The sequence below is a fragment of the Streptomyces sp. NPDC047853 genome (assembly GCF_043204535.1).
In the GTDB taxonomy this organism is placed as follows: Bacteria; Actinomycetota; Actinomycetes; order Streptomycetales; family Streptomycetaceae; genus Streptomyces.
Window position 1 is genome coordinate 386,590 of the sequence record NZ_JBIDCI010000004.1, and the last position, 25,865, is coordinate 412,454.

Here is a 25,865-nt window from a genome sequence, read left to right on the forward strand (position 1 = left end):
CACGCGTTCGCCCGTCAGTGCGGGCGGGGGCCGGGCAGCAGGGCGGTGCGCTGCCATCCGGCGCCCGGGGATGCCTGCCGTTCGGGGCCGGGCAGGTGACCGGGTGAGAGCAGCGGGCGCATGACAACCTCCAGTTCCCTGCTCACGCGCTCGGCCTCCCTGCGCACCTGCGCGGGAATGTCACCGCATTCGGCGACGAGTCGGTCGTAGATGGGGGAATCCTGGAACACCCGTCAACGCGCCTTTCGTGTCGTCCGCCCCCGTACGGAGGCGCGACTGAGCAGTCTAGGCGCCCGCCAACCCGGTCGTGCGCATTCCCCCCAAGGCGTGACAGCCGCTCAGGCGCCGGTCGTGGAGCCGGGCCGGACGACCATGAGAACCGTCACCGTGGCCCACAGCAGGTTGAACAGGCCGGTGAACATGGCGAGCCGGGCCGTACCGGACCGCTCGACGGGCCGCCGGTCGGCCAGCTGCTCCAGGAGGTCCTCCTGCCGGGGCAGGACGAAGGCGACCAGGAGGCCGGCGGCCACGGCGGTCAGCACGAGGGACGTGATGAGCCACGCGTCCGTGAGGACGCCCATCGCCGCCGCGGTGGCGATGCCGAGGACCGGCACGGCGATGCCGAGACCGGCGTAGACGCGGCAGATGCGGTGCAGCAGCCGTACGGTGCCCGTGTCCCCGCCGCCGCTGCCCTCCGCGCCCCCGCCCCCGTCCCCGTCCCCGTTCCCGCCGGGCAGGGCCACGGCCGCCCGCCGGACCGCCGGTGGGAACATGCTGGCCGCGACGGTGACGGGGCCGACGGCGATGATCGCGGCCAGGACGTGGAGGGACAGCAGGATCTTGGTCATCGGTGGAAGCTCCGGAGGGCTGGATCGGTGGGTTCGCCGCGCGGACGGCAGGCGTCGGCCGGCGACGCGGTACCCGTTCCGCGAGGTGCGCGGCACCGCCGGAAGCCACGGTAGGAAACCGGCGGGTGAGCGCACAGTGGCTGAAACGACAGCTTCCAACGGGTTCTCGCCACCGCCCTGACCAGGCGGTGTCCGGCGAGCGGCCGGCGGACGCGGACCGACGCGGGCTTCTGCGCCCGGCGGGAACCCGCCTAGGGTGTCGTTCATGCACACGGTTGCGATCCTGGTCCTCGACGACGTGGTGCCGTTCGACATGGCGGCACCCATGCAGACCTTCGACTGGACGCGGCTGCCCGACGGGCGCCGCCCCTACCGGGTCCGGCTGTGCGCGGAGTCCCCCGAGGTGCGCACGGAGGGCCTCTCCCTCCGCGTCGACCTGGGCCTGGAGGCCTTGGAGACCGCCGACACCATCATCGTGCCGGGCCGCTCGGAGGAGTCCGGCCCGCCCTCCGGCCCCGTCCTCGAGGCGCTGCGCCGGGCGGCGGGCGCCGGCACACGGATCGCGTCGGTGTGCGTGGGCGCGTTCGTCCTCGCCGAGGCGGGGCTGCTGGACGGTCTGCGGGCGACCACCCACTGGATCGCGGCGGCCGAGCTGGCCCGCCGCCATCCACGCGTGGAGGTGCTGCCGGACGTGCTCTACGTCGACAACGGGCAGATCCTGACCTCGGCGGGGGCCGCCGCCGGCCTGGACATGTGCCTGCACATGATCCGCCGCGACCTGGGGTCGGCCGTCGCCGCGCACGCCGCCCGGATGTGCGTCGTCCCGCTGGAACGGGAGGGCGGGCAGGCCCAGTTCATCGTGCACGAGCAACCACCCGTGCCCCGGGGGTCGGAGATGGAGCCCCTGCTGCGCTGGATCGAGGACAACCTGGCCGGGGAGGTCACCCTCCGGGCCATGGCGGCACGCGCGGGCCTGAGCGAGCGCACCTTCAGCCGGCGGTTCCGTGAGCAGACGGGGACGACCCCGCTGCAGTGGCTGCTGCGGGCCCGGGTACGGCGCGCCCAGTACCTGCTGGAGAACGGCGACCACTCGATCGAACGGATCGCCCGACAGGCCGGCTTCGGCTCCCCCACGGCCTTCCGGGAGCGGTTCCGCCGGGTGGTCGGGACGACTCCCTACGCCTACCGCGCGGCGTTCCACGGAAAGCCGGCCGCCGCCGCGGACAGCGCGTAGGGCCCGCCCCACGGGACCGGGCCGGCGCTCAGTGCCCGGTCCCGGGGGCGGGCCCCGGGTACGGCGGTGTCACACGGCCAGTGACAGGCCGCTCTCCTCGTCCGGGTCCGCCGCGCGGGCGGCTTCCGGTGTCCGTCCCTTGGCGAGCAGCAGTGCGTCGGCCTTGGCCACCGCGTCCTGGATGCTGGTCGTCGCCATCATCACGCACAGGGTGTAGCTGACGTCCGCCAGTTCGCGCGCCGTCGCCGGCCTCTCCCTCTCCGCCTGAGCGATCCGCAACGACGCGTACCGCGTCAGCAACTCCCTGACGACCCTCGGGTCCGGTTCGAGCACGAAGCGCCCCTCTCTCGATTTTCGCTGCGTATGCCCGAACCCGGCCGAAACATTCACATCATGCGCGCACCTGGTCTCAATTGACCAGAACCAGTCGATTCCTGTCCGGCCTTCGTCGCGGCCCGTCGAGGATCCGGCGGAAACCGGACAGAACGCCGCCCGGAACACCGCCCGGAACGCCGACGGAACGTTCAGGCCACCTGTCCGCTGTACAGGGCCGTGTACGCCCCTCCCCTGCCGAGGAGTTCCTCGTGGGTGCCGGTCTCCCGGATCCGGCCGTCGGCCATCACCACGATCCGGTCCGCGCCCCGCACGGTGGACAGCCGGTGCGCGACGACGAACGTGGTGCGCCCGCGCAGCAACCGGGCCAGCGCCTGCTGGACCAACGCCTCGGAACGCGTGTCCAGCGCCGAGGTGGCCTCGTCCAGGATGAGCACCCGGGGGTCGCGGATGAGGGCGCGGGCGATGGCCAGGCGCTGGCGCTGGCCGCCGGACAGCCGAGCGCCGTGCTCCCCCACCAGGGTGTCGAGTCCCTGCGGCAGCCGGTCGACGAACTCCAGTGCGTTCGCGTCCCGCAGGGCCCGGCGCACCGTCTCCTCGTCGGCCTCGTCCATGCCGTAGGCGACGTTCTCCCGGATCGTGCCGTCGAACAGGATCGACTCCTGCGGCACCACCGAGACGAACCGCCGGTACGTGCGCAGGTCCAGGGTGTTCATGTCGGTGCCGTCGAGCAGCAGTCGGCCCGAGGTGGGTCGCAGGAAGCCGATGACCAGGTTGAGCACCGTCGACTTGCCCGCCCCGGACGCGCCGACGAGCGCGATGGTCTCGCCGGGCTCCACGGCCAGGGTGAAGTCGCTGACCGCGGCCCGCCCGTCGGTCTCGAAGACGTGCCCGACGCCCTGGAAGGTGACGGCTCCGCGCAGCGAGGTCAGTTCCGCCTTGCCCTCGTTGTCCTCGAGTTCGGGCGCTTGGAGCACCTCGCCGACCGAACGGACCGACTCCAGGCCCTTGGTGATGACGGGGGCCAGCCCCGCCAACGTCGTGGTGGAGTTGGTGAGGGTGGTCAGGAAGGCACTGAGCATGACGACGTCGCCGGCGGTGACGCCCCAGACGCCGTGGTACGAGATCAGCGCGGCGCCCGCGAGGACCAGGACGCCGACCACGTTGAGCACGACCCAGGACAGCGATCCGAAGCGGCCGTTGACCAGGTCGAGGCGCATCCCGGAGGTGAGCAGGCGCTCCAGGGTGCCGTCCATGCGGCGCAGCGCCTTGCCCTCCAGACCGTGGGCACGGGTGACCGGGATGAGCCGGGTCATCTCCGTGACCCGGGAGGACAGGGCCTCCACCTCGTGGCGGAAGTGCTCGTTGTGGGAGCGCAGCCGGGCGCGGAGGCGGGCCACGAGGAGGGAGGCGGCCGGGACGACGACGAGGAAGACGGGCAGGAACTCGGGGGTGCGCACGGCGATGATGACCAGGCCGCCGGTGAGCACGGTCAACGCGCCGAGTCCCGTCTCCGCGGTCTGCTGCACCATCTGCTCCACCGTCTCCACGTCCCGCACCACCTTGGCCTGCAGGACGCCGGCGCTGACACGCGAGTGGTAGCCGATGGAGAGCTGCTGCATCCGCGTGCACAGCGCGGAGCGCAGGGCGGTGCCCATGCGGCGCACGCTGCCGTACAGGAGGCGGACGTAGAGCAGGTGCAGCGGGTAGTTGACCACCAGGATGAACATGATGATCCCGGTGCTGGTCCACAGGTCGTCGACCGGCCCGTGCTGGACGACGGTGTCGATGATCGTCGCGGTGATCAGGGGCAGCAGCCAGACCGGACTGTGCTTGACGGTGAAGACCGCCACCGCCCCGGCCAGGCGGTGGCGGTCGGCTCGGAACAGATAGACGAGCGTGCGTATCGGGTGTTCGCCCCGGTAGCGGTGGTCGAGCGGCTTTTCGGGCGGCGACGCCATCGGCGTGGTCCTCCTGGTGACCAAGTGGGGCAAGCGCTTTCTCCTCGCGCTTTCCTACCCGTTCGCCGCTGCGGACGCCACACCGTCCCGGAGGTCGGGACGTGGCCGGAGGGGAGGCCCGCGCCTTCTCCCCCGTGGAGGGCGCGGGCCTCAGTCTCCGAGGGTGCGGGCCAGCTCGGTGGTGGCCCGCTTGATCTCGCTGTCCCCCTCGACGAGCAGTCGCGCCAGCTCGCCCCGGCGGGCCCGGACGGCCTGCCGGGCCGCACGCTCCCAGGCCACCGGGTTCTCCCGGTGGTTGAGCAGCTTGGGATAGGCGGTGGCGGTGGTCTCCCACTGCCGGGCGTCGGCGATGTTCTTGAGCAGTTGGATGATCTGCGCCCGGCAGTTCACCTGCGGCCACTGCGCCAGTTCCCACAGGAAGGGCACGGTGGCGGCGGTCGCCTGCTCGACGACGAAGCCGTACTGGCAGATGCGTTTCCGCAGATCGTCGAGGGCGGCGCGGGCGGTGTCGGGGTCTCCCGAGGCGACCTTCCGCAGCAACCGGGGAATGGCGGCGGCCGAACCGCTGGAGTCCTGGATGTCGGTCCAGGGCACCCCGTCCAGTCCGGCGAGGAGGACGGTGCGGGGCGGGCCGGACGGCGGCTTCGCAGGGTCGGTGCGCTGGGTGCTCGGCTCGGGTGTCGGAGCGCTGCGCATGGTGTGGGGCCCTTCCGCGGCAGTCGGGTCAGGTGGGGGTGCGGGTCGACAACGTGGCCCAGACGGTCTTGCCCGCCGGGGGCCGCGGGGTCCAGCCCCACTCCTCGGCGAGGGCGTCGACGATGCACAGGCCGCGTCCGTTCTCCTCGAGTGCCGAGTCGCCGGACGGGACGAGGACGGGCGCGTTGTCCCCGGGGTCGGAGACGGTGAGCATCAGGTGGCCGGGGCCCACGGCGAGTCCCAGCCGGATCTCCGGAGCTCCGGCCGCCGCGGACGGCACCGCGTGCGACACGGCGTTGGCGGCGAGTTCGGTGATCACCAGGACGGCGTCGTCGGCATACCGGCCGAGGGACCAGCCCCTCAACGTGTCCCGGGTGAAGCTCCGGGCCCGCGCGAAGCCCTCCGCGCTGCACGCGAGGCGCAGCACCGCGGACAGGGGCCCGTCACCCTGCGTGTGACGCGGCGGGCGAGGGGCCGGGCACGGCCACTCATGGCGACCGGCGGCCGGTCGCGGCACGTGCGGGAGCCCGCCGAACCCACTCGTCACGCCCGCCTCCGGCACGGACTCACCGGGCGACCGGAGCGTTGGATGCGCAGGTGACGACACGGCATCTCCCTGATGCGACGTCAGAACGAGGCGCCGACCGAGGGGTTGACGCCACGGCTATTATCCACGCTGACAGCGCTCGCGTGCAATTGCACGAGAAATTGCGCGAAAAAAATCGGATGGGAGCGTTCGGGGACCGACGGGACTCGGTCCGCCCGCTCCCCCGAACGGCAAGGAGATCGCGGTGCCATCAGTGCGCAACGGAGTGCAGGCCAGCTCGTTGGACGCCTGCTGGATGAAGAGTCGGCACAGCAACGCCGAGGGCAACTGCGTCGAGGTCGCCCTCGTCGACGGGGGCATCGCGATGCGCAACTCCCGTGACCCGGACGGACCCGCCCTCGTCTACACCTCCGGGGAGGTGGCCGCCTTCCTGGCCGGGGCGAAGGAGGGCGAGTTCGACCACCTGGTGTGAGCCGGGCGGTCGCACGACCGCCGGGGCCGGCGGGCCGAACGGCGAGCGGAGGCCAACTACCCATTTCCCACAGGCCGATGCGGCGGGCATAACCCGGATGAGATAGTGTGGATTCTCAAGTCTGCCCGTCTGCTGGGAGCCAGGATGTCCGCCGCGTCGCATCGCATCTCCCGTCTCGAACCGTACCTGGACCGGGTGGAGCCCGCCCCGACCTTGCTGAAGATGCTGGTCGGCGTCCAGCTGGCGGGTTTCCGTGAGGACGCCGGCCTCTCCCAGGACCAGGCGGCGCGCGCACTCGGGTTCAGCGCGGCCAAGCTCTCGCGCATCGAGTCGGGCAAGAGCCGCAGGCCCCCGACCGAGACCGACGTCCGTGCGCTGCTGGAGCGGTACGGCACCGAGGACTACGAGGCCTCGGTCCTGCTCAAGCTGTTGCAGCGGGCCGGCGAGCCGGGCTGGTGGCAGCGGTACGACAAGCGCCTGATGCCCGAGTGGTTCGACCGCCTCGTCGGCCTCCAGGAGGCCGCGACGACCATCCGGACCTTCGAGATCCAGTACGTCCCCGGCCTGCTCCAGACGGCCGGGTACACCCAGGCCGTGGTCGAGCGGGGGCTGCCGAACGCGCCGGCGGGTGAGGTCCGGCGGCGCGTCGAACTGCGCATGCGCCGTGCGGAGCTGCTGCGGCGCGGCGACGCCCCGCAACTGTGGGCGATCATCGACGAGTCCGTGCTGTTGCGCGTGCTGGGCAGCCGCGACGTCATGCGCGAGCAGCTGGCGCACCTGGTCGAGATGGCCGAGCAGCCCCATGTGACGCTGCAGATCGTGCCGCTTGACGTGACGAACGCGTCGGCGCCCGCGATCCCCGTCACCTACCTGCGCTTCGGCGGCACGGACCTGCCCGACGTGGTGTACCTGGAGCACATCAGGAGCGCCAACTTCCTCGAGGATCTGGACGAGACCGAGGAGTACCGGGTCGCGCTGGACCGCCTGGCCGACGAGGCGCTGACGCCGCGCGAGTCACTGGAGATGCTCCGCCGGACGATGGCACAGCGCTATGCGGAGGAGTGACGGCGAGGCAGGACCGAAGGGTCACAGGACCAGGGGCCGCACGCATCGCGTGCGGCCCTCGGCGTTCCCCGGGTCCGTCCTCCGCGCTAGCGTATGCGTCCCAGTCCGCCGAACTCGATCCATTCGTCGGTGAGCTGGCGCGGCGCCACCTCGCTGTCCGGGCGCCAGGTGGAGACCTCCACCAGGCCCGGCTCCAGGATGTCCATGTCCTCGAAGTACGCCTCGACGTCCTTGGGTTCGCGGACCCGTCCCCAGTGCCCCTGCGTGGCCTGGTTCATGAAGTCGGTGACGAACTCCCGCACCTCGGCCTTATCGCTGACCAACTGGCACATCACCGCGTAGCTTCCGGGCACCAGTCGCTCGGTGACCCGCTTGATGACCGCCTTGGGGCCGTCGGTGTCGCTGTCGGGGATGCAGTGGAAGACCGAGTTGAAGAGCACGGCGACCGGCTGCGAGAAGTCGATCAGGCGCTGGGTGTCGGGGTGGGCGAAGATCTCGTCCGTCGACCGCATGTCGGCGTGTATGACGGCGGTCCGGTCGTTCTGGTCCAGCAGCGCCCGGCCGTGGACCAGCACCATCGGGTCGTTGTCGACGTAGACGACGCGCGCGTCGGGGGCGACGCGCTGGGCGACCTGATGCACGTTGTCCTGCGTGGGAAGGCCGGACCCGTGGTCCAGGAACTGACGGATGCCGTGGTCCTGCACGAGGGTCCTGACGGCACGCTGGAGGAAGCGCCGGTTGTTGAGCGCCAGCCGACGGGTGCTGGGCACGACCTTGTCGAGCTCCCCTACCGCCGCCCGGTCGGCCGCGTAGTTGTCCTTGCCGCCCAGGTAGTAGTCGTACATACGTGCGGCTGTGGGCACGTTGGCGTCGATCTCCGTGGACAGCTGCTTGTCGGCCTGCATCGTTCCCCCAGCTCCGTACGGGCGCCAACTGGACTGGCATGACAGAGAGTACATCTTAAGGACGTGGTGGACAGGGAAACCAGAAGGTGGCCCGAGTGGCCGCCAAAACGACCTTCCAGCAGTCGAGTTGACGGCCACTCAGGTTCCTCAGCCGCGGTCGGCCAGGTACGCGTCGACGCCCGGTGCCTTGTGTGCCTCCTCCACGCCCACGACGCCGCCGACGGCCTTGGCGGAGGGCTTCATCACGTAGGTGGACCGGCTGGCCGGCTCCTTCACACTGGTGAAGTCCTGCGGGGTGCCGAGGCCGGTGTCGGCGTTCTTCTGCGAGCGGTGTGCCTTCACCACGTCCTCACGGGTGAGGCTGCCGCCCTCACAGGCCTTCTTCAGGTCCGCGCCCATGAGTTGGGCGGCGTTGTACCCGGAGAGCACGCCGGAGTCGACCGGCTCGCCGGGGAACTTCTTGCCGTAGGCGGCGACCATCTTCTTGACGCCCGGCAGGTCGGAGCTGACCGGCGGTGCGGCGCTGACCACGTGGACCATGGCTTCCAGGGCCTTGGCGGCCGGCGTCTTCATCAGCTGCGGCGAGTAGCCGGGCGCGCTGCTGACGATCGGCACGGTCAGCCCGCGGGCGGCGGCCACGCCCGCGAGGGAGGCGGTCTGCGCGGGGCCCGCGCTGATCAGGATCGCCTTGACGCCGGCCTTGCTCAGGGCCGCCACCTGGGCGGTCAGATCCGTGTCGGTGGCCTTGATCTTCTGCCCGGCCACCTTGATCCCCGCCTGCTCGGCGGCCCACTCCGAGCCCTCCAGCGCGTTGGCGCCGTAGTCCCCCTCGAAGTACACGTGGCCGATCGTGTCGCCCTTGGCGATCTTCTTCGAACGGGTGAGGAAGTCGACGGCGGCGATCATGTCCAGGTCGTAGGTGGTGCCGAGGACCTGCACGGAGTCCATGCCGAGCAGGGAGGCGGCCCAGGCCTGCGGGAAGGTGAGCATGTTGTCGCGCTGGATGTCGTCGAGCAGTGCGGCGACCACCGGCGAACCGATGACCTGGGGCAGCGCGACGACGTCCGGGGAGATGTCGGCGTAGGCGGTGACGGCCTTCTGGACGTCGTAGCCGTGGTCCTTGACGACGATCTCGACCTTTCGGTCGCAGATGCCGCCCGCGGCGTTGGTCTCGTCGGCCCACATCTGCTGGGCCTGGACGATGCTCTTGCCGAGGGTGGCGTAGGGGCCGGTGAGGTCGGTCAGCGCGCCCAGCTTGATGGCCTTCTCGGTGACTCCGGGACCGGCCTTGACGCCGTCGGCGGCGTTGTCGGTCTTCCCGTCGCCGTCCGCCTTGGAGCTGCATGCGGTGCCCGCGAGCAGCACGGCGGCCAGTGCCGCGGCCAGGGCGGCGGTCCGGGTGGTGCGGGCTCTGGGGTGCGTGACGTTCACGGGGTGTGCTCCTTGGCTCGTGCGGTGGTGGCGGCGGTGGAGGGTCGGGGCGAGGGCCCGGTGCCGGGCTGCTCGTTCACGGGCGGTGTGCGGCGCAGGCGGGCGCGGGTGCGCCGGGCCAGTCCGTGCAGGCCGTCCGGGGCGTACAGCAGGATCACGACGATCGCCGCGCCGTAGAGGTAGCGGGAGGCCTCGGTCGGCCCGATCGAGCCGCCTCCGGAGCCCGGCGTCGCCACCAGCGGCAACTGGTCGGCGTAGCGCGTCATCAGCAGCGGCAGCGCGGTCACGAAGACGGCTCCCGCGGTGGCTCCGGCCACCGAGCCGAGGCCACCGATGACGATCATGGCGAGGTAGTCGACGGAGAGGAGGAGGGAGAAGTAGTCGGGCACGACCCGGCGGAAGGAGAGCGCGAGCAGGACGCCCGCGAGGCCCGCGTACATCGAGGAGACGACGAAGGCGGAGGAGCGGTACCGGGCCACGTGCACGCCCATCACGGACGCCGCGGTCTCGCTGTCGCGCACCGCCACGAGGGCACGCCCGGGGCGCCCGCGCAGCAGTCCGCGTGCGGTGAACCAGGTGAGGGCGAACAGGGCCAGGCCCAGGTACCAGAGCCGTTCCTCCGCGCCGAACGGCACGCCCAGGACGGTCAGTTCCGGGTCGGACTGGGCGAAGGTGAACCCGCCGATCTCCAGCGGCGGCACCGAGCGGCCGTTGAAGCCGCCCGTGACGGAGTCCGCGGTGAGCAGGACGTGGTGGCCGAGGAAGACCAGGGCGAGGGTGGCGACGCCCAGGTACACGCCCTTGACCCGGCCGGCGACGGGGCTGAACAGACCGCCCGCCGCGCCGGCGAGCAGCACGGCGAGGACTGCGGCGACGGCCGGCGGCAGCCCCGGGCCGGGCTCGCCCGCCAGCCACACGTAGCCGTAGGCGCCGACGGCGAGGAAGAAGGCGTGCCCGAGGGAGAGCTGTCCGGCGGTGCCGCTGAGCAGGCTGAGACCGACGGCGCCGATTGCCGCGGCCATGGAGAACAGGCCGATGCGCAGCCAGAAGGCGTCGAGGTAGAAGGGCAGGCCGCACAGGAGGAGGGCGGGCAGCAGCAGGAGACCGCCGCGCTTGAGGAGGGCGCTCCCCTTGAGAAGCTCAGACACGAGCCGCTCCCTTCGCCGCGAAGAGTCCCGCGGGGCGCACCAGGAGGACCAGCACCATCACGGCGTACGGGGCGACGTCCCCGAAGCCCTCGCCGAGGACGTGCAGCTCGGACTGGTAGCCGGCGACGAAGGCCTCGGTGAGGCCGATCAGCATGCTGCCGACCAGCGCGCCCACCGGTGAGGCCATGCCGCCGAGGATGGCGGCCGGGAAGGCCTTGAGGGCGATCTGCCCGGTGGTGCGCTCCAGCCCGGGTGCCGGGAAGGCCACCAGGAAGACCGCGGCGAGCGCGGCGAGTCCGCCGGCCAGGCACCAGGCGACGGTGCGTACGCGGGTCAGCCGTACGCCCATGAGGGCCGCGGCCTCGCCGTCCTCGGCCGCCGCGCGCAGCGACAGGCCCCAGGGGGTGAACCGGAAGAGGGCGAAGGCGCCGGCGATGGCCAGGCCGGACACCAGGATCGCGGCGATGCGGCTGTCGGCGACGGTCACCGGGCCCAGGTCGGTCACCGAGTCGCCCCAGGGGTCGCCGAGCGGCAGCAGGTCGCCGCCGATGCGCCGGGCGAGGTCGGTGACCAGGACGATGTCGATGCCGATGGTGACGATGGTCTGCACGTGGGAGGCGTGCGGGTCGTTCCCGCCGACCCGCTGCAGGATCAGCCGGTCCAGGGCGCCCGCGACGGCGGCCGTCACCAGGACCGCGACGGCGAGCGCCCCGGCGAAGCCGATGTCGTCGTGGAGGACGGCGACCAGGTAGCCGCCCAGCAGCAGCAGCGAGCCGTGCAGGAAGCTGAGCACGCCGGAGGCCTTGAAGATGGTGACGAAGCCGAGGGCGATCAGGGCGTAGACGGAGCCCAGGGCGAGGCCGTTGAGGAGGTTGTCGAGGAAGCCGCTCATGCCGCGTCCTCCCCGGTGGTGCCGGTGCCGAGGTAGGCACGCAGCACCTCGGGGTCGCGACGGACCTCGTCGGGGGTGCCGTGGGCGATGGCCTTGCCGAAGTCGAGGACGGTGACCTCGTCGGCGAGGCGCATGACCAGGCCCATGTCGTGCTCGACCAGCACGACGGACAGGCCGAGTTCGGTGCGGATCTCGCGGACGACCTCGGTCATCCGGACGCGTTCGGCGGCGTTCATGCCGGCCACGGGTTCGTCGAGCAGCAGTACACGGGGCTCCAGACAGAGGGCGCGGGCCAGTTCGACCCGTTTGCGGTCGCCGTAGGACAGCAGGGCGACGGGTGTGTCGAAATGGGCGCCGAGGCCGGTGAGTTCGGCGATCTCACGCGCCTTGGCGAGGTGTTCGCGCTGCTCGCGCACGGCGTGCGGCAGACGCAGGGCGCTGGCGGCGAAGCCGGCCCGGGACAGGGCGTGGCGGCCCAGCATCAGGTTGTCGGCCACGGTGCCCTGGGTGGTGACGATGTTCTGGAAGGTGCGGGCCACACCGAGGCCCGCGATCCGGTGCGGCGCGAGACGGGTCAGTTCGGCGTCGCCGAGCCGGACGGTTCCGGTGGTGGGCCGGTACAGGCCCGACAGGACGTTGAAGCAGGTGGACTTGCCGGCGCCGTTGGGGCCGATGACGGCGTGCAGGGTGCCCGGGGCGACGGTGAACGAGACGTCGTCGAGGGCGACGAGTCCGGCGAAGCGCACGGTCACGTCCCGGACCTCGAGCGTGGGCGGCGCGGTGGTACCGGTGGTCACGCGGCCCCCTGGTCGTCGGCGGCCTCGCCCAGGTAGAGGCGGCGTACGGCGTCCGTCCGCGCGAGTTCGCCGGCGGGTCCGGACAGGCCGATCTCACCGACCTCCAGGACGTAGGCGTGTTCGGCGAGGGACAGCGCCATGCCGGCGTTCTGTTCCACGAGGAGTACGGCGGTGCCCTGGGCGTTGATCTCGCGGACGACCTCGGCGATGCGCTCCACCATCAGCGGGGCGAGCCCGAGGGAGGGTTCGTCGAGGAGGAGCAGACGGGGTGCGGCCATGAGGGCGCGGCCGATGGCCAGCATCTGCTGCTCGCCGCCGGACAGCAGGCCGGCCGCCTGGCGGGTGCGTTCGGCCAGCCGTGGGAAGAGGGTGAAGACGCGGTCCCGCGCCTCGCTGACCTGCGCTGGGGCGCGGCGGTTGAGGCCCAGACCGCCGGCGCGCAGGTTCTCGTCGACGGTGAGTCCGGCGAACACCCGCCTGCCCTCGGGTACCTGGACGACGCCGGCGCGTACGGCGGCGACCGGGTCCCTGCCGTCGAGGGCCGTGTCGCCGTAGCGGACGCGGCCGGCCGTGATCGCGCCGCGGTGCAGGCGCAGTGTGCCCGACACGGCCCGCAGCAGCGTCGTCTTGCCGGCGCCGTTGGCGCCGAGCAGCGCCACGACGCCGCCGTGCGGGACGGTCAGGGACACGGAACGGAGGGCGGACAGTGCGCGCCCGTACGTCACGTCGAGGCTCTCGACGTGCAGCGCGGGCTCGCCGTCCGGTGGTGCTGCGGGCATCGCGGCTCCTTGGGACCGTGCCGAGAACGGCACGGTGACGGGTGAGGGAGAGCTCACGACAGCACGCGGACGGGCACCGGTACAGGCCTGCGGCCCGGGTCGCTGCGGCGTCCCAGTCGCGGACGGGAGAGTCTGTGCGGATGCCCAGCGCCGAGGGGGCCGGGGCGGTGCCGGGGGGTGCCGGGGCGGGGGGCGGGGAAGGTGTGGGGCGGAGAGCCGCGGGCCGGTCACGGGTGTGGTGCGGAGCGACGGGAGGATCGGGTGCGAGAGCGGAGGTGAAGGGCTGGTCCCGGGTGCGGGCTCGGGGGTGGCTGGGAGGGGGCGGGCGTCGGTGCGGGGCTGGAATCCAGCGGAGGGCGACGGCGCGGGTCGTGACCCCGGAGGAGGGTGCCTGGGCAGGCGGGGGCCCTCAGAGGGGTGGGTCGTGAGCCCCGCAGGAGGGTGTCCGGGCATGCCGGGCCCTCAGAGGGCGCCCACGTGGCCGCGACCCCGCAAGAGGGCGGCTGGGCAGACCGGGGCCCTCAGAGGGGTGCCCGCGTGGGCCGTGAGCCCGGAGCGGGGTGCCTGGGCAGGCTGCCGGGCACCTGGCGGGTGCTAGGCATGCCGTGGCTGCGGGGCTGCTGTGCACGCCCCAGCCGAGGAGGGTGCCTGCGCGAGCCGTGGCCTCCGGGGGAGCTGGACCGATGTGGGCCGTGGCCGACCTCCGGAGGACGGTGCCTGGTCCGGCCCGGGGGCCCGGGGGCCCGGAGGCCCGGAGGCCCGGAGGTCCGGAGGCCCGGGGGCCCGGGGGCCCGGAGGCCCGGAGGCCCGGAGGTCCGGAGGCCCGGGGGCCCGGGGGCCCGGAGGCCCGGAGGCCCGGAGGCGCACAGGGGTGCGCGCGGCGCGCAGGGGCCGGTGCGACCGGCCGCGCCGGGTCGCCGGGGGGGCGCGGCCGTGCGTCCGTCGCGGCGGACGGTGAGGCTGGCATCGGGCGCCCCCTGTCTCGGCGGAATGCCGCACCGCGCTCAGTCGCGCAGAACCCGTCGGGCGGTCAGGGCCAGGCTCATCTCGACCAGGTCGGCGGGGCGGGCCAGGGAGCGGCCGGTCAGTTGCTCGCAACGGCGCAGGCGGTTCAGGACCGTGTTGCGGTGGCAGTAGAGGCGTTCCCCCGCCCGTTGCGCCGAGCCGTCGCAGTCGAGCCAGGTCGTGAGGGTGTCCAGCAGCACCTCGCGGTCCGCGGGCTCCAGCCGCAGCAGGGGGCCGAGCACCTTCCCGGCGAGGGCACGGCCGAGGTCCGGACTGGAGACGACCAGGGCGGCGGGGAGGTGGTCGGCGAGCCGGACCGTGCCGCCGGCCTCCGGGCAGATGTCCAGGGCGGTGTCGGCGGACCTGCGGGCGTCGCCGACGGCGGCGAGACCGTCGACGGGGCTGCCGATGCCGATCCGCAGACCGGCAGGCCCGGTGTCCGGGTCCGTCCCGGGCTCCGGCGCGACGGGGAGTCCCTCGTCGCCGGCGCCGACCAGGACGATGCCGTAGTCGTTCTCGGCGCCCGCGTGCCAGTGGACCCGGGCGCCGGACGGTACGGCCGCGGCGCGGGCCGCGTCGGGGCGGGCACAGTGCCCGCCGGTGACGGCCACGACGACGTACCGGCCCTGTTCCGGCAGGCCCAGCGCCTGCGCGGCCTCCGGCAGGTCCGCGATGCGGCTGGTGCCGTCCAGCAGGCCGGCGGCGAGCAGCCGGGCCCGGTTCTCGCGGCGCCGGCTCAGCTGCCACTCGGTCTGCCGGTAGGCGTCGGCCACCAGGGTGCAGTGCTCGTCCACGAAGTTCCACACGTCGGCGGCGACGTGCACGAGGAGACGCACGTCCTCGGGGGCGGTCCGGGAGGTCTCCTCGACCAGCCGCTGCCAGACCAGGGAGCCGCCCAGGCGGAAGGCGTGCAGCAGGGCGTCCAGGGGGAGCCCCTGCTCGGCGCGGGCGGCGCCGATCCGCCAGGAGCAGCGGCGGGCCGCGTCCCGGGCGGCGCGGGGGTCGAGCAGCGAGGCCACGCTGTGCCGCAGTGAGCGGTGCGCCTCCTGCCAGGTGGCCGTGGGGTCCTTCGTGACGGCCGCGCGGTAGGCGGGCTCCTGCTCCTGGAGCAGCGCCACCAGCCGGTCGGTCAGACCGGGCAGGTCGTCCAGCAGGGCGCGGGCGGCCCGGTGCAGGACGCGCAGGGCGTCGGCGTCCATCAGCGACGTGACGCTCGGCGTCCGCGGGCGTGGAACGGGCGTCAGCCCGACGCGGTTCGCTGCTCGTGACCGTACGGCGTGCTGCATCGCGGTCCTCCCCAGGCCAGGGCTTGCGGAGGCGCCCCGCGACGGGCTGACCGCCCGTGCCGGGCACGCCCCCTGACTCGTCCTGCCCCGAAGGATGGCATACCGTCCGGTCGGTCCCTAGGGTTGTGCACCGGTCTTTTCGGCCTGACCGGCCTCTCCGGCCTGTTCGGCGTGCTCGACCATGCGGGCCAGCTCCAGCCGGGACCGTACCCCGAGCGCCGCGAAGACCTTCCGGAGGTGGTAGTCGACGGTACGGGTGCTGACCGCGAGGTTCAGCGCGACCTCGCGGTTGGTGGCGCCCTCGGCGACGTGCCGGGCGATGCGCAGTTGCTGCGGTGTCAGGCCGGCCAGCGCTCCGGCGTCGCCGGGCCGCGGTGCCGCCCCGAGCGCCCGCAGCTCGCCGCGCGCCTGTGCCGCCCAGACGCCGGCGCCGCAGCGGTCGAAGCCGGCCAGGGCGGCGCCGAGGCGGCCGCGGGCCTCGCGCGGTCTGCGCCGCCGGCGGAGCCACTTGCCGTACAGCAGCGCGGTGCGGGCCCGTTCGAAGTCGCCACCCGCCTCGTCGTGCCGGGCCAGCGCCTGCCGGTAGAGGTCGTCGGCGCGCTCCGGCGGGGCGAGCAGGGCGTGGCAGCGGGCCAGCTGGGCGGCTGCCTGCGGATCGGCGCCGAAGGCCGCCCAGTCGGCGAAGTCGGGGAGGACGGCCCGGGTGTCCTCCTGGCGTCCGGCGAGGACCGCGGCCTCCACGAAGCAGGGCACGGCGAGCCGCCACACCGCGAAGTGCCCGCGCCCGGGCCCGGGCAGCACCAGCAGGCCGAGCCGGTCGGCGGCGTCCAGCGGGCGCCCCCGGCCGAGATCGGCGCGGGCCGCGGCCCACTCCGCCAGCGTGGCGGCCTGGGCCAGTCCGTGCCGCCGGGCCGTGGCGAGCGCGGCGGACACGTGCTCGGCGACGGCCTCCGGTTCCTCCTCGATCGACGCCGCGAGGGCCAGTACGGCCCGGTGGTGGGCGGCCGTGTTGCGCTGTCCCGTGCGCAGCGCGGTGCGCAGACCCTCCTCCGCGTGGGTGCGGGCCTGCGGGTGGCGCCCGGCGCGCAGTTCGGCGTAGGCGAGGTACTCCAGTGCCTGCGGTACGAGCGCGTCCGAACGCAGTTGCCGGGCGGCGGCCAGCGCACGCGCGCCGGCCTGGCGGGCGGCGTCCGCGTCGCCGAGCAGCAGCGCGGCCGCGGCCGACCGCAGCAGGTCGTCGGGCCGGTCGTCGGTCCGGGCGCGTTCGACCACGTGCCCGAGCGGCGCGGCGGCCCGGTCGAGCCGCCCTTCGAGCAGCGCCCGCATGCCGACGCGGTGGTCGCGGACCGGATCGGGGGACGGCGCGGCGCGCCCTTCGTGCCGGGCGCCGGCCGCCGGTGCCGACGGCTCGGTCCGGGCGGCGGCACCCTCTGGCGGTCCCGGTGGCCCTCCCGCACGAGGCGGCACGGGTGCGTCTCCGGGTCCGGCGGGAGGCGGGGCCGTGGCGCACCCGGGAGCGAGGGTCTCCTCGGGGTGGGTCGGTGGCCCGGGGGTGAGCGTGGCCAGGCACCCCGCCAGGTCTCCCGCCGCCCAGGCGGCGTTGGCGGCGGCCAGGGCGGCGGTCGCCGCGTCGGCAGGGGCGTCCTCGGCGAGCAGGGACGCGGCCAGCAGGAGGGACTGGTGGGCGTCCCCGACGGGCCCGTCCCTGAGTTCCGTCAACCCGCGCACGAGTTCGGCCCGCCCCCGCACCTCGGCCGGCGCGGTGCGGCCCCGGGCGGCGGCGAGCAGGTGGCGCGCCCGGTCGGGCCGGCCGGCGAGCAGGGCCTGCTCGGCCGCGGCCGTGTACCGCTGGGCCCGCGCCGGGCCGTCGGCCGTCAGTTCGGCGGCACGGGTGTACGCCGTGGCGCGCAGCCGGTGGGAGGCCGGCGCCGTGTCGTCCGCGGCGGCCTCCGCCAACCCGTCCGCGAGCGAGGGTTCGGGCGCCCGACCGGTCAGGGACCAGGAGCGGTGCAGCAGCGCCGGGAGCCGGTGCCCCGCGCTCTCCAGCACGTCGGCCAGCGCGCGGTGTGCGGCACGGCGCCGGTCCGGTGCGGCGGTGGCGTGGACGGTACGGCCGACCAGCGGACCGTGGAACCGGAGCCGCTCGTCGGCCAGGGCGAGGGGTTCGGGGAGGGCGTCCACGGACGGAGCCGTCGCGTACTCGGGCCGCAGGTGTCGTACGGCGTCGAGGGCCACGCCGGCGTCGACGTCCGGCGCGTCCGACGCCCGGGCGGCCGCCGCCACCGTGAGCAGCAGGTCCCACGCGTCGGCGGGCGTGCCGGCCAGCGCCGGGCCGGCGACCTCCGCGAGGCTCCCGGCGTCGACCAGCGGGGTGGGCAGGGGCCGGTGCCCGCGCAGCTCGGCGGGCGACAGCCGGCGGACGAGGGCGAGGAGCAGGGCCGGGTTCCCCTCCGCCCCGGCCAGCAGCTCCTCGCGGACCGCCGGATCGGCGGCGCCGTCGGTCACGTCGTCGAGCAGGGCGTCGGCCTCCGGCCGGGCGAGGGGGTCGAGGCGGACGGCGGGGAGGTGGGCGAACTCCGGGTCGACGGCGCGATGTCCGGCGACGGTGAGGAGCAGCCCGACGCGGCCGGCGGTGTGCAGACGTGCCGCCGCGCCGCCGAGGGCGGTCCGGGCCGGGGTGTCCCACAGGTGCGCGTCGTCGACGCAGACGAGCGCGGGCCCCTGCCCCGCCGTCGCGCGCAGGGTGGCGAGCAGTTCCTCGGTGGTGCCGGGCGGGCTGCTTTGCGGGCCGGTCCCGAGGTGGAGCACGGGACCGGCGCGGAAGGAGCGGGCGGCCCACTGGAGGAGGGCGGTCCGGCCCAGGCCGGGCTCGCCGGCCACGAGGAGGTGGCCGCTGTGCGTGCGCAGCCCGTCCAACAGGGAGCGCACCGCTTGCCGTTGGGTGCCGCGGCCGTGGATCCGCACGGCCGTACGTACGGTCGTCTCTCCGGTCATTCCCGGGAGGTTACGCGCGCGTAACCTGACGCGGAAGCCATCGGTCCGCCCCGTCCGCCCGGTCGCGGGGCGTGTCACCTGCGGATGTGTGCCCCTCGGCCGCCGTCACGCACTGTGCCGGCGCCCAGCGGTCCCGTCCGGGGGCCGTGCGCCGGCACAACGCGCCGGCGGCGGTCGCGAGGTACCCGCGACCGCCGCCGGATGGTGCCGTGTGGAGCGTCAGGACGTGTGCGGGCAGTTGCCCCGGTACTCCTCGATGGTGAGGCTCGCCCTCGGCAGCGGGCACAGGAACTGCTCGTAGCGGGTGTCGTTGTCGATGAACCGCTTCAGCCAGGAAATGCTGTACTTCGCGATCGTCGTGTTCGACGTGTTGGGCGAGAAGTGGGTGGCGCTGTTCAGCTCCAGGTAGGCCCGGTCCGTCCGGGACGGCAGGCTGGAGTAGAACGGCTCGGAGTGGGAGGAGACCGGGGCGATCGTGTCGCCGTCGGCCCCCACGATGAGGGTCGGGGTGCTGACCTCGGGCCAGCTCTTGTCGGTGTTCCAGGGGGTGAGGGGGATCGCCGCCTGGAGGGAGGGGCGGGACTTCGCGGCCTCCAGGGTGCCGCCTCCGCCCATGGAGTGGCCCATGACACCGAGCCGGCTGCTGTCGATCCGTCCCCGGACGGAGCTGCGCTCGGTGAGGTAGTCCAGGGCCGCCAGGAGCTGCCGGCCGCGGGAGTCGGGCTGGTCCAGCGTGGTGTTGGTGTCGATGGTGAAGACGACGAAGCCCTGCGAGGCCAGTCGCGGGCCGAGCCAGGCCATGGAGGACTGGGACGCGGTGAAGCCGGGCGCGACCGCGATGGCGCCGAAGGTGCCGTCGCTGGTGTCGGTCGGGTAGTAGATGGTGCCGCCGCCGAAGCCGGTGACCGCGAGCGAGGAGACGCTGGTGTCCGCCACGGAGTACGGGCCGCGCAGGGCCTCGATGCTGGACTGGGACGGCGCCGGGCCCCGCTCGTAGGGGTTGTCGGCGGCCTGGGCGCCCGGGCTGGTGAGGGTGCTGAGCCCGACGACGGCCGCGACCGCCGCCGTGAGGCCGGCCATCCGCCGCCGCGCTCCGCGGAACGCGGGACGGGCGGCGTGGGTGTGGGGATTCTGCTGCACGAGGAGGGGTCCTCTCGGTCGTGGCGAGGCAACCGCGCCCGGTGATCGCACACGCCCGGACACGTGGGGTCGCGTCCCGGCACATCCACCGGAGGTCCTCGCCGATGAGCTGGCGGTGCCACTGTCGGCGCGCGGGGCGGGTGGGGGGATCGGCAGAATCACCAGCGGTCCGGCGGAGGACGGCAGGCAACGCCCCGAGCTGCGGAAACGCTCGAACGGGCGGTGCGGGGGCCGCCCCTTCACCACACGGGCCGGCCCCGGCACGCGCGCTCGGTCCTCCCGCGTCCGCCTCCGGAGCGACGCATGACGTCCGCCTCCGGAGCGACGCGTGGCCGGCCGGTGTGACACGCTCGGCGTCGGCCGGTGCGGCGTACGCCGGCCGTCCTGGAGGAACGTCCGGGCCCGGCGTCGGGCCCGGCACCGTGGAGAGGCGGCGGAATGCGTATCGGACTGCTCGGCACCGCCCCCTGGGCGGACATGGCACACGCCCCCGCCCTGCGCCGGCACGACGGCCTGGACTTCGTGGGGGTGTGGGGCCGCCGCCCGGCGGCCGCCGAGGAGCTGGCGGACCGGCACGGCACCCGCGCCTACGCCGACGTCGACGCCCTGCTTGCCGACGTGGAGGCCGTCGCGATCGCGCTGCCTCCGGCGGTGCAGGCCGAGTCGGCGGTGCGCGCGGCGCGGGCCGGGTGCCATCTGCTGCTCGACAAACCGCTCGCCGCGACGGTGGCGCAGGGGCGGTCGGTGGTCGAGGCGGTACGGGCGAGCGGCGTGGCCTCGGTCGTCTTCTTCACCACCCGCTTCCAGCCCGGGACCGAGGCGTGGATCGCCGAACAGGCCGCGACGGGCGGGTGGTTCACGGCGCGGGCGCAGTGGCTCGGCGCCGTGTTCACCGGCGACAGCCCGTTCGCCGCTTCGCCGTGGCGACGCGAGAAGGGCGCCCTGTGGGACGTCGGGCCGCACGCGCTCTCCGTGCTGCTGCCGGCCCTCGGCGACGCCACGCGCGTCGCGGCCGCCGCACCCGGGCCCGGGGACACCGTCCACCTGGTCCTCGACCACGCCGACGGCGCGTCCAGTTCGCTCACGCTCAGCCTGACGGCGCCGCCCGCCGCGGCGGGGGCGGCGGTGGAACTGCGCGGCCGGGCCGGCGTGACGCTGATGCCGGAGAACGGTGAGGGTCCGGTGCCGGCGCTGATGCGGGCCGCGGACGCGCTCCTGGCCTCCGCCGCGGGCGGTGACCCGCACCCGTGCGACGCCTCGTTCGGCCTGCGGGTCACCGAGATCCTCGCCGAGGCCGAGGCCCTGCTGGACGCGCGGTAGAGGCGGGCCCGGAAGGCCGGTGCCGACAGCGGCGACGGTGTCGCCGTCGACCACCCGGACGGGGCGGCGCAGGCCTCACGCGCCGAGCGGGCCCGGCAGCCGGGAAGCCGGCCCGGGGAGCGGCATCTCCCCCGGCTCCGGGCCGGCTTCTCGCGAGTCGGCTAGCGACCGGCCGCCGGCGGCCGGAAGTTGATCCTCTCCCGCACCACCGGATAGCCGGCCTTGGCGAAGTTGGCGGCCATGGGGGTGTTCCCCCGGTCGGTCGCGGCGGAGACGAACTCGGCGCCCCGCTCGACCAGGAAATGGGTGCACTCGGCCAGCAGGTCGAACGCGTAGCCGCGGCCCCGGTGTTCGGGCAGGACGCCGATGAAGCCCACGCACGGGCCGGACGGGTTGTGCGCGGGTATGTGGATGCCCGCGAGCCGGCCCTGCGGGGTGTACGCCGTCTGCCACCACTCCCGCGGCGACGGGCACCAGCGGAAGAAGTCGAGTTCCGCCTGCGCGGCCCGGTCGAGGCCGCCTTCCTCGATCTCCAGCAGCGCGTGGGCGTCCAGGGTCACGGAGTGGATGCGGCGCAGCGCGTCGAAGAACACGGCGTCGTCCGGTTCGGGGCGGAAGTCCAGACGGCCGGGCCGGGCGGGCAGCCCGCACTCCGGCGTCCACCGGTACAGGAAGCGTTCGACCAGGAGGTCGTACCCCGCCGCCCGTGCGGCCGCGAACCGGGCCTCGGTGGCGGCGCGCACGGCGGGTTCCTCGCGCCAGGTGCCCGGCGGGTTGAGTTCCAGTTCCACCTGCCAGGGGGCCGTGCGCAGGAGTTCGACCCCGGCCTCCTCCTCGCCCTCGGCCACGTCGAACCAGTTGAGGGTGACGGGTGCGGTGTCGTCGGGCCCGCCCCACCAGGCGCCGCGGGCGACGACGGCGCCGTCGCGCAGGGCGACGCGCTTCCAGTCCGGGCGGTGGTGGGTGAGCCGGTGGCCCTCACGGGCGCCCAGCGGGTCGGGCAGGGTGTCGAAAAGGTGGGCGTCGCTCTCGTCGAGCGCGCGGATGACCAGATCGGTCACGGATTCCTCCGGGATGCGTGATACGGGCCGCGCTCCCGGTCAGACGAGGTACGCCGGGACTGCGGGGAGGGAGCGCGGGAGTGGGATGGACTGCACGGCTCTGCCCTCCTTCCGTCGGCCTCTGGGCGTGGCCCACACAGTACGGGGTGCCGGGCCCGTACGGCCACCCGTTTTCCGGCTCGGATTAAGCGGGTCTTAAGCACCGGTTAAGCGATCCCGGGCGAGATCAGGAGACCCCGAGTACCCGGCGGGATACGGGTGTTGAGATCGCCCGGGGACGGTTGGCCGGCCCTGGTGTTCTGCGTACCATCGGCCCCGGCGTGAGAGCGCTCTCAGCAGTTCCGCCCTCACTCTGTCATGCCCCGATCACACTGGAGACCCCCCACATGACTCCTCGTCACCAGCGCTCCCTCGGCCGCCGCAAGCTGCTCGCCGCCCTCGGCGGAGCGGTCGTGGCGGCCCCCGCCGTCGCCGCTCTCGCCCCGCACGCCCTCGCGGGCGTCACCGCGGACGGATCCCCTGACGCTCCCCGGGCCGGGGCGGCGGCCGCCCTGCCGCTGACGATCGTCAACGGCACCGGTTCCTTCGGCAACGCCGACGTGCACGTCTACATCGTCGGCAACCAGGACGGGCGCCAGGTGCGCGTCACCCCCGACGGCACCGTCGCGCCCGTGGCGCTGTCGGACAACGGCCCGGACGGCTACACCGACTACGCGATCAGCCTCGCCGGCAGCGGTGAGACAACGCTGTCACTGCCGTACCTCTCCGGCCGGATCTACGTGTCGCTCGGCGAGAAGCTGAAGTTCAAGGTGGTCGCCGACGGGGCGGGCAACCCCGCGCTGCAGTACCCGGCGGGCTGGGTGAAGTCCGACCCCAACCACGGGGTGCTGCACGACTGCGCGGAGTTCACCTACAACTCCGCCGGGATGTTCTGCAACACCACCATGGTCGACATGTTCAGCGTGCCGCTCGCCATCCGGCTGACCGGCGCCAAGGACCAGACGACCGGCACCGTGCGCCCGGGAGGGCGGGCGGCCGTCTTCGAGGCGGTGCGGCGGGTCGAGGAGTTCGCGCCGCTGGTCGTGGGCGACACCCGGGTGATCGCACCCGGCCACGGTATGGACGCCGGGCTGTTCCCGAAGGACTACCTCGCCCCGTACATCGACGAGGTGTGGAGCACCTACACCGGCAGGGACCTGCGGATCACCACCAACGCCGGCACCTTCACCGGGCGGGTGCGCGGTGACCGGCTGACCTTCGACGGGCCCGCCCAGGTGTCCTTCGCCCGGCCGTCCACCCGGGACGTGCTGTTCTGCGACGGTGCGCTCGCCGCGCCGAACGACGGGACGACCGGTCCGGTCGCGGCGGTCCTCGGCGCCGGGTTCAACCGCTCCACGCTGGTCTCCTCGGCCGACCAGCCGACGACCGATCCCGCGACGTTCTACCGGACCGCGCTGACCAACCACTACGCGAAGGCGGTCCACGCGGCGACCGAGGACGGCAGGGCGTACGGGTTCGCCTTCGACGACGTGGCCGACTTCGCCTCGTACGTCCAGGACACCGCGCCCACCGGCATCCGGCTGACGCTCACCGGGTTCTAGCTTCCGCCGGCCGCCCCGGCTCGGCGTGCGGGAGCCGGGGCGGCGTAGGAGCGTGGTGGTGTGCGAAAGGTGTCGGCCCGGTCACCGCGCCGGGGCGAGGACCGGCGGAGCTGGCTGAGCGGCGCCCCGCCGCCCCGCTGGGTACGGGTGCTCCCCCCGGCCCTCGTCGTGGCCGTCTGCGTCGCGACCCTGGTCAGCGACGACCGTCTCGACGTCGGTTTCCTGCTCGGCGCCATCCCGCCGCTGGCCGTCCTGTCGTACGGCCCGATGGCGACCGCCCTGCTGTGCGGTGCCGTGGTGGCGCTGCTGACCGTCCCCGTCTTCCAGCTCGACCGGCCGGGCGACGCCGATCTGCTGACCGTGGTCTTCGTCGCGGGCCTGAGCGTGTTCGTGTCCTTCGTCCGCAGCCGCCGTGACGCCCAGCTGGACCAGGAGCGCACGGTCGCCGAGGCCGCCCAGCACGCCGTGGTGCCCCCGCTGCCCGAGCGGGTGGGGGCGCTGCGCTGTGCGGGGCTGTACCGGGCCGCACAGCGCGGGACCCTCGTCGGGGGCGACTTCTTCGACGTGCGGGACGGCCCGTTCGGCGTGCGGGTCGTGATGGGGGACGTGCAGGGGCACGGGCTGTCGGCGGTCTCGACGGTGGCGTCGCTGCTGGGGGCGTTCCGGGAGGCGGTGCTCGACCAGCCCGACCTCGCGTCGGTCGCCGGACGTCTCGACCGCAGACTTCTGGTGGACTCGGCGCACGCGCGGCACGCGGAGCTGTTCGCCACGGCGGCGCTGCTGGAGTTCTCCGCCGACGCGCTGCGGGTCGACGTGGTGGTGTGCGGCAACCCTCCCCCGCTGCTGCTGCGCGACGGCGGGGCCACGGAGGTACGGGTCTCGCCGTGGACGCCGCTGGGCCTGGGGCTGGCGGACTCGGGGTCCATCGAGGCGTGCACGGTGTCGCTGCGCCGGGGCGACCTGCTCTTCCTCGCCTCCGACGGGGTGGTGGAGGCGAGGGACGCCGACGGCACGTACTACCCGCTGGCCGAGCGGCTGGCCGCCTTCGCCGGTGAGGACCCCGCCGCGCTGCCCGAGCGGGTCTGGGCCGACCTGGTGCGCTTCTGCCCCGAGGTGGAGGACGACGTCACGATGCTCGTCCTCACCCCTTCGCCCCCGCCGGCCCGCTGATGCCGTCCGGGCCGTGCTCGCCACCTCAGCACCACCAGCGCGGCCGGCCAGGCGACGACGACGGCCACCCCGTGACGGGCACACCACTCACCCCATCGCCTCAGGCCCCCGCCCTCGCGTTCCCCGCCCCCCGGCACCGGTGCGTCCTCGCGCCATGAGCGGGTCCTCCTGACGGGCGAAATGATCGACAGGTCTCGCTGCACAGGGCGCGGAGCCCTCCGGCATCTCGGGCCGGTCGGTCCTCCGGATGCGAGGGACGCGTCCGCATTGAATGGTGATATCGGGATATTCGGGACCGACAACAGCACGGCACCGAATCAGCGACCCGGATCCGAGGAGCACTGATCATGTCGACGTCACAGCCCGACGCCTCGCGGCCGTCCGAAGCCCGCGCGGACGACGACCGCGCCACCCCCGACGCCCTGCTCCACACCCGCACCGGCACCGACGTCTCCCCGGAGGACCTCGTCCTCGCGGCCGGACGGGACGTCACCCCGAAGAACCTCGACTGGGCCCGGCGCAAGCTGGACGAGGAGGGTCCCGCGGCCCTCGACAAGCTGCTGCCCTGACCCGGCGGCCGCCCGGCACGGCGAGGCCCGGACCGGTGCGCAGGGCACCGGTCCGGGCCGGGGGGGGGGCGGGCCGCTCCCGCCCGGGGGCGTGGGGTCAGGCGGTCCGGCCGTCGTCCTCCCGGTCCGGCAGCGCCGTCTCGTCCTCCACGACGTGCATGGCGGCCTCCTCGGCCCCGGCGGCACCGCCGTCGATGCCGACGTCCTCGGCCACGGTCTCCTTGGTCGTGTCGGCGCGTACCCCCTCGTCGGGGGCGACGAGCCGGCCGGAGCGCTCGTCCCCCGCCTCGGGGTCGACCGGCTCGCCCTCGCCGTCGGGCTTGTCGCCCACTCCGTCCCCGTCGGGCGCCGACACGTCCGGCACCTCCTGGGACAGCCGCTGGTCGAGCGACTCGCCGTCGTGCTGCTCGGCGGCGGTGGTGCCGTGCTTGGTCACGCCCAGGGGCTTCTCCGGCGGGGAGTAGCCCTCGTCGAGCGTGTCGTCGTAGGTGCGCTCGTCGACGGCGTCCTGGAGGTCGAGGGGCGCGGCGTCCTCCTGCTCCTCGTTGGTTCCGGTGGGCTGGTAGACGTCGTCGGCCATCGGGTCCGTGCCCATCGCTGCCTCCCTCTCG

At 74.1% G+C, this 25,865-nt stretch carries 24 protein-coding genes; 7 read left to right on the forward strand and 17 right to left on the reverse strand.

The features are described from left to right. Window positions 1–14 precede the first annotated feature (14 nt). Together ACGF5T_RS10825 and ACGF5T_RS10830 are read right to left on the reverse strand one after the other, a co-directional pair. Window positions 15–230: a hypothetical protein gene (locus ACGF5T_RS10825; protein ID WP_356604892.1), complete on the reverse strand. Its 216-nt coding sequence runs from the start codon at window positions 228–230 to the stop codon at window positions 15–17. Window positions 231–338: 108 nt separating this feature from the next. Then, window positions 339–848, reverse strand: a complete 510-nt coding sequence (locus ACGF5T_RS10830) for a hypothetical protein (RefSeq protein ID WP_356604894.1) — start codon at window positions 846–848, stop codon at window positions 339–341. Between the two features lie 265 nt (window positions 849–1,113). On the opposite strand from ACGF5T_RS10830, the gene ACGF5T_RS10835 reads away from it, so the two are divergent. Then, on the forward strand, window positions 1,114–2,082 hold the full coding sequence (locus ACGF5T_RS10835) for a helix-turn-helix domain-containing protein (protein ID WP_356604896.1): 969 nt from the start codon (window positions 1,114–1,116) through the stop codon (window positions 2,080–2,082). Between the two features lie 69 nt (window positions 2,083–2,151). Here the strand turns inward: ACGF5T_RS10835 and ACGF5T_RS10840 are convergent, their stop codons facing one another. The 4 genes from ACGF5T_RS10840 to ACGF5T_RS10855 form a co-directional block, all read right to left on the reverse strand. Then, complete coding sequence (locus ACGF5T_RS10840; RefSeq protein ID WP_356604898.1) at window positions 2,152–2,415, reverse strand: DUF5133 domain-containing protein; 264 nt, start codon at window positions 2,413–2,415, stop codon at window positions 2,152–2,154. 191 nt (window positions 2,416–2,606) lie between these two features. Beyond that, window positions 2,607–4,376: an ABC transporter ATP-binding protein gene (locus ACGF5T_RS10845; RefSeq protein WP_356605483.1), complete on the reverse strand. Its 1,770-nt coding sequence runs from the start codon at window positions 4,374–4,376 to the stop codon at window positions 2,607–2,609. A 150-nt stretch (window positions 4,377–4,526) separates the two neighbouring features. Beyond that, a complete protein-coding gene (locus ACGF5T_RS10850; protein WP_356604900.1) occupies window positions 4,527–5,072 on the reverse strand; it encodes a hypothetical protein in 546 nt (181 codons plus the stop codon). Between the two features lie 28 nt (window positions 5,073–5,100). Beyond that, window positions 5,101–5,499: an ATP-binding protein gene (locus ACGF5T_RS10855; protein ID WP_392887533.1), complete on the reverse strand. Its 399-nt coding sequence runs from the start codon at window positions 5,497–5,499 to the stop codon at window positions 5,101–5,103. A gap of 364 nt (window positions 5,500–5,863) precedes the next feature. Here ACGF5T_RS10855 and ACGF5T_RS10860 point away from each other — a divergent pair, with 364 nt between their 5' ends. Continuing rightward, the gene (locus ACGF5T_RS10860) at window positions 5,864–6,091 is read left to right on the forward strand and encodes a DUF397 domain-containing protein (RefSeq protein ID WP_356604904.1); all 228 of its coding nucleotides are present in this window, start codon (window positions 5,864–5,866) and stop codon (window positions 6,089–6,091) included. 144 nt (window positions 6,092–6,235) lie between these two features. Next, a complete protein-coding gene (locus ACGF5T_RS10865; RefSeq protein WP_356604906.1) occupies window positions 6,236–7,156 on the forward strand; it encodes a helix-turn-helix transcriptional regulator in 921 nt (306 codons plus the stop codon). 86 nt (window positions 7,157–7,242) lie between these two features. Here ACGF5T_RS10865 and ACGF5T_RS10870 read toward each other — a convergent pair whose 3' ends face one another. The 9 genes from ACGF5T_RS10870 to ACGF5T_RS10910 form a co-directional block, all read right to left on the reverse strand. Beyond that, entirely contained in the window at window positions 7,243–8,061 is an 819-nt protein-coding gene (locus tag ACGF5T_RS10870; protein ID WP_356604908.1) for an SAM-dependent methyltransferase, read from the reverse strand. Between the two features lie 147 nt (window positions 8,062–8,208). Next, window positions 8,209–9,492: an ABC transporter substrate-binding protein gene (locus ACGF5T_RS10875; RefSeq protein WP_356604910.1), complete on the reverse strand. Its 1,284-nt coding sequence runs from the start codon at window positions 9,490–9,492 to the stop codon at window positions 8,209–8,211. Continuing rightward, window positions 9,489–10,640: a branched-chain amino acid ABC transporter permease gene (locus ACGF5T_RS10880; protein ID WP_356604911.1), complete on the reverse strand. Its 1,152-nt coding sequence runs from the start codon at window positions 10,638–10,640 to the stop codon at window positions 9,489–9,491. Before ACGF5T_RS10880 ends, ACGF5T_RS10875 begins: the two co-directional genes overlap by 4 nt. Further along, window positions 10,633–11,532, reverse strand: coding sequence for a branched-chain amino acid ABC transporter permease (locus ACGF5T_RS10885; protein ID WP_356604913.1), 900 nt, complete (start codon window positions 11,530–11,532; stop codon window positions 10,633–10,635). The genes ACGF5T_RS10880 and ACGF5T_RS10885 overlap by 8 nt, the downstream gene beginning before the upstream one ends. Further along, window positions 11,529–12,329 carry an ABC transporter ATP-binding protein gene (locus tag ACGF5T_RS10890; protein WP_366767126.1) on the reverse strand — a complete coding sequence of 267 codons (801 nt, stop codon included), beginning with the start codon at window positions 12,327–12,329 and terminating at the stop codon, window positions 11,529–11,531. Before ACGF5T_RS10890 ends, ACGF5T_RS10885 begins: the two co-directional genes overlap by 4 nt. Continuing rightward, entirely contained in the window at window positions 12,326–13,108 is a 783-nt protein-coding gene (locus ACGF5T_RS10895; RefSeq protein WP_356604917.1) for an ABC transporter ATP-binding protein, read from the reverse strand. The genes ACGF5T_RS10890 and ACGF5T_RS10895 overlap by 4 nt, the downstream gene beginning before the upstream one ends. 1,004 nt (window positions 13,109–14,112) lie before the next feature. Then, entirely contained in the window at window positions 14,113–15,399 is a 1,287-nt protein-coding gene (locus ACGF5T_RS10900; protein WP_366767127.1) for a helix-turn-helix domain-containing protein, read from the reverse strand. 117 nt (window positions 15,400–15,516) lie between these two features. Continuing rightward, window positions 15,517–18,393: a LuxR C-terminal-related transcriptional regulator gene (locus ACGF5T_RS10905; RefSeq protein ID WP_366767128.1), complete on the reverse strand. Its 2,877-nt coding sequence runs from the start codon at window positions 18,391–18,393 to the stop codon at window positions 15,517–15,519. A 219-nt stretch (window positions 18,394–18,612) separates the two neighbouring features. After that, a complete protein-coding gene (locus tag ACGF5T_RS10910; RefSeq protein WP_392887540.1) occupies window positions 18,613–19,533 on the reverse strand; it encodes an alpha/beta hydrolase family protein in 921 nt (306 codons plus the stop codon). Between the two features lie 438 nt (window positions 19,534–19,971). Between ACGF5T_RS10910 and ACGF5T_RS10915 the strand changes: the two genes are divergently transcribed. Further along, the gene (locus ACGF5T_RS10915; RefSeq protein ID WP_366767129.1) at window positions 19,972–20,853 is read left to right on the forward strand and encodes a Gfo/Idh/MocA family oxidoreductase; all 882 of its coding nucleotides are present in this window, start codon (window positions 19,972–19,974) and stop codon (window positions 20,851–20,853) included. Window positions 20,854–21,014: 161 nt separating this feature from the next. On the opposite strand, the gene ACGF5T_RS10920 is transcribed toward ACGF5T_RS10915, so the two are convergent. Beyond that, complete coding sequence (locus ACGF5T_RS10920; protein WP_366767130.1) at window positions 21,015–21,914, reverse strand: GNAT family N-acetyltransferase; 900 nt, start codon at window positions 21,912–21,914, stop codon at window positions 21,015–21,017. 386 nt (window positions 21,915–22,300) lie between these two features. Here ACGF5T_RS10920 and ACGF5T_RS10925 point away from each other — a divergent pair, with 386 nt between their 5' ends. From ACGF5T_RS10925 to ACGF5T_RS10935, 3 genes are all read left to right on the forward strand, one after another. Next, the gene (locus ACGF5T_RS10925; RefSeq protein WP_366767131.1) at window positions 22,301–23,515 is read left to right on the forward strand and encodes a glycoside hydrolase family 64 protein; all 1,215 of its coding nucleotides are present in this window, start codon (window positions 22,301–22,303) and stop codon (window positions 23,513–23,515) included. A 60-nt stretch (window positions 23,516–23,575) separates the two neighbouring features. Then, window positions 23,576–24,685, forward strand: a complete 1,110-nt coding sequence (locus ACGF5T_RS10930; RefSeq protein ID WP_366767132.1) for a PP2C family protein-serine/threonine phosphatase — start codon at window positions 23,576–23,578, stop codon at window positions 24,683–24,685. A 347-nt stretch (window positions 24,686–25,032) separates the two neighbouring features. Then, window positions 25,033–25,254, forward strand: a complete 222-nt coding sequence (locus ACGF5T_RS10935; protein WP_356604931.1) for a hypothetical protein — start codon at window positions 25,033–25,035, stop codon at window positions 25,252–25,254. A 97-nt stretch (window positions 25,255–25,351) separates the two neighbouring features. On the opposite strand, the gene ACGF5T_RS10940 is transcribed toward ACGF5T_RS10935, so the two are convergent. After that, complete coding sequence (locus ACGF5T_RS10940) at window positions 25,352–25,849, reverse strand: DUF5709 domain-containing protein (protein WP_356604933.1); 498 nt, start codon at window positions 25,847–25,849, stop codon at window positions 25,352–25,354. Window positions 25,850–25,865: the final 16 nt, after the last annotated feature.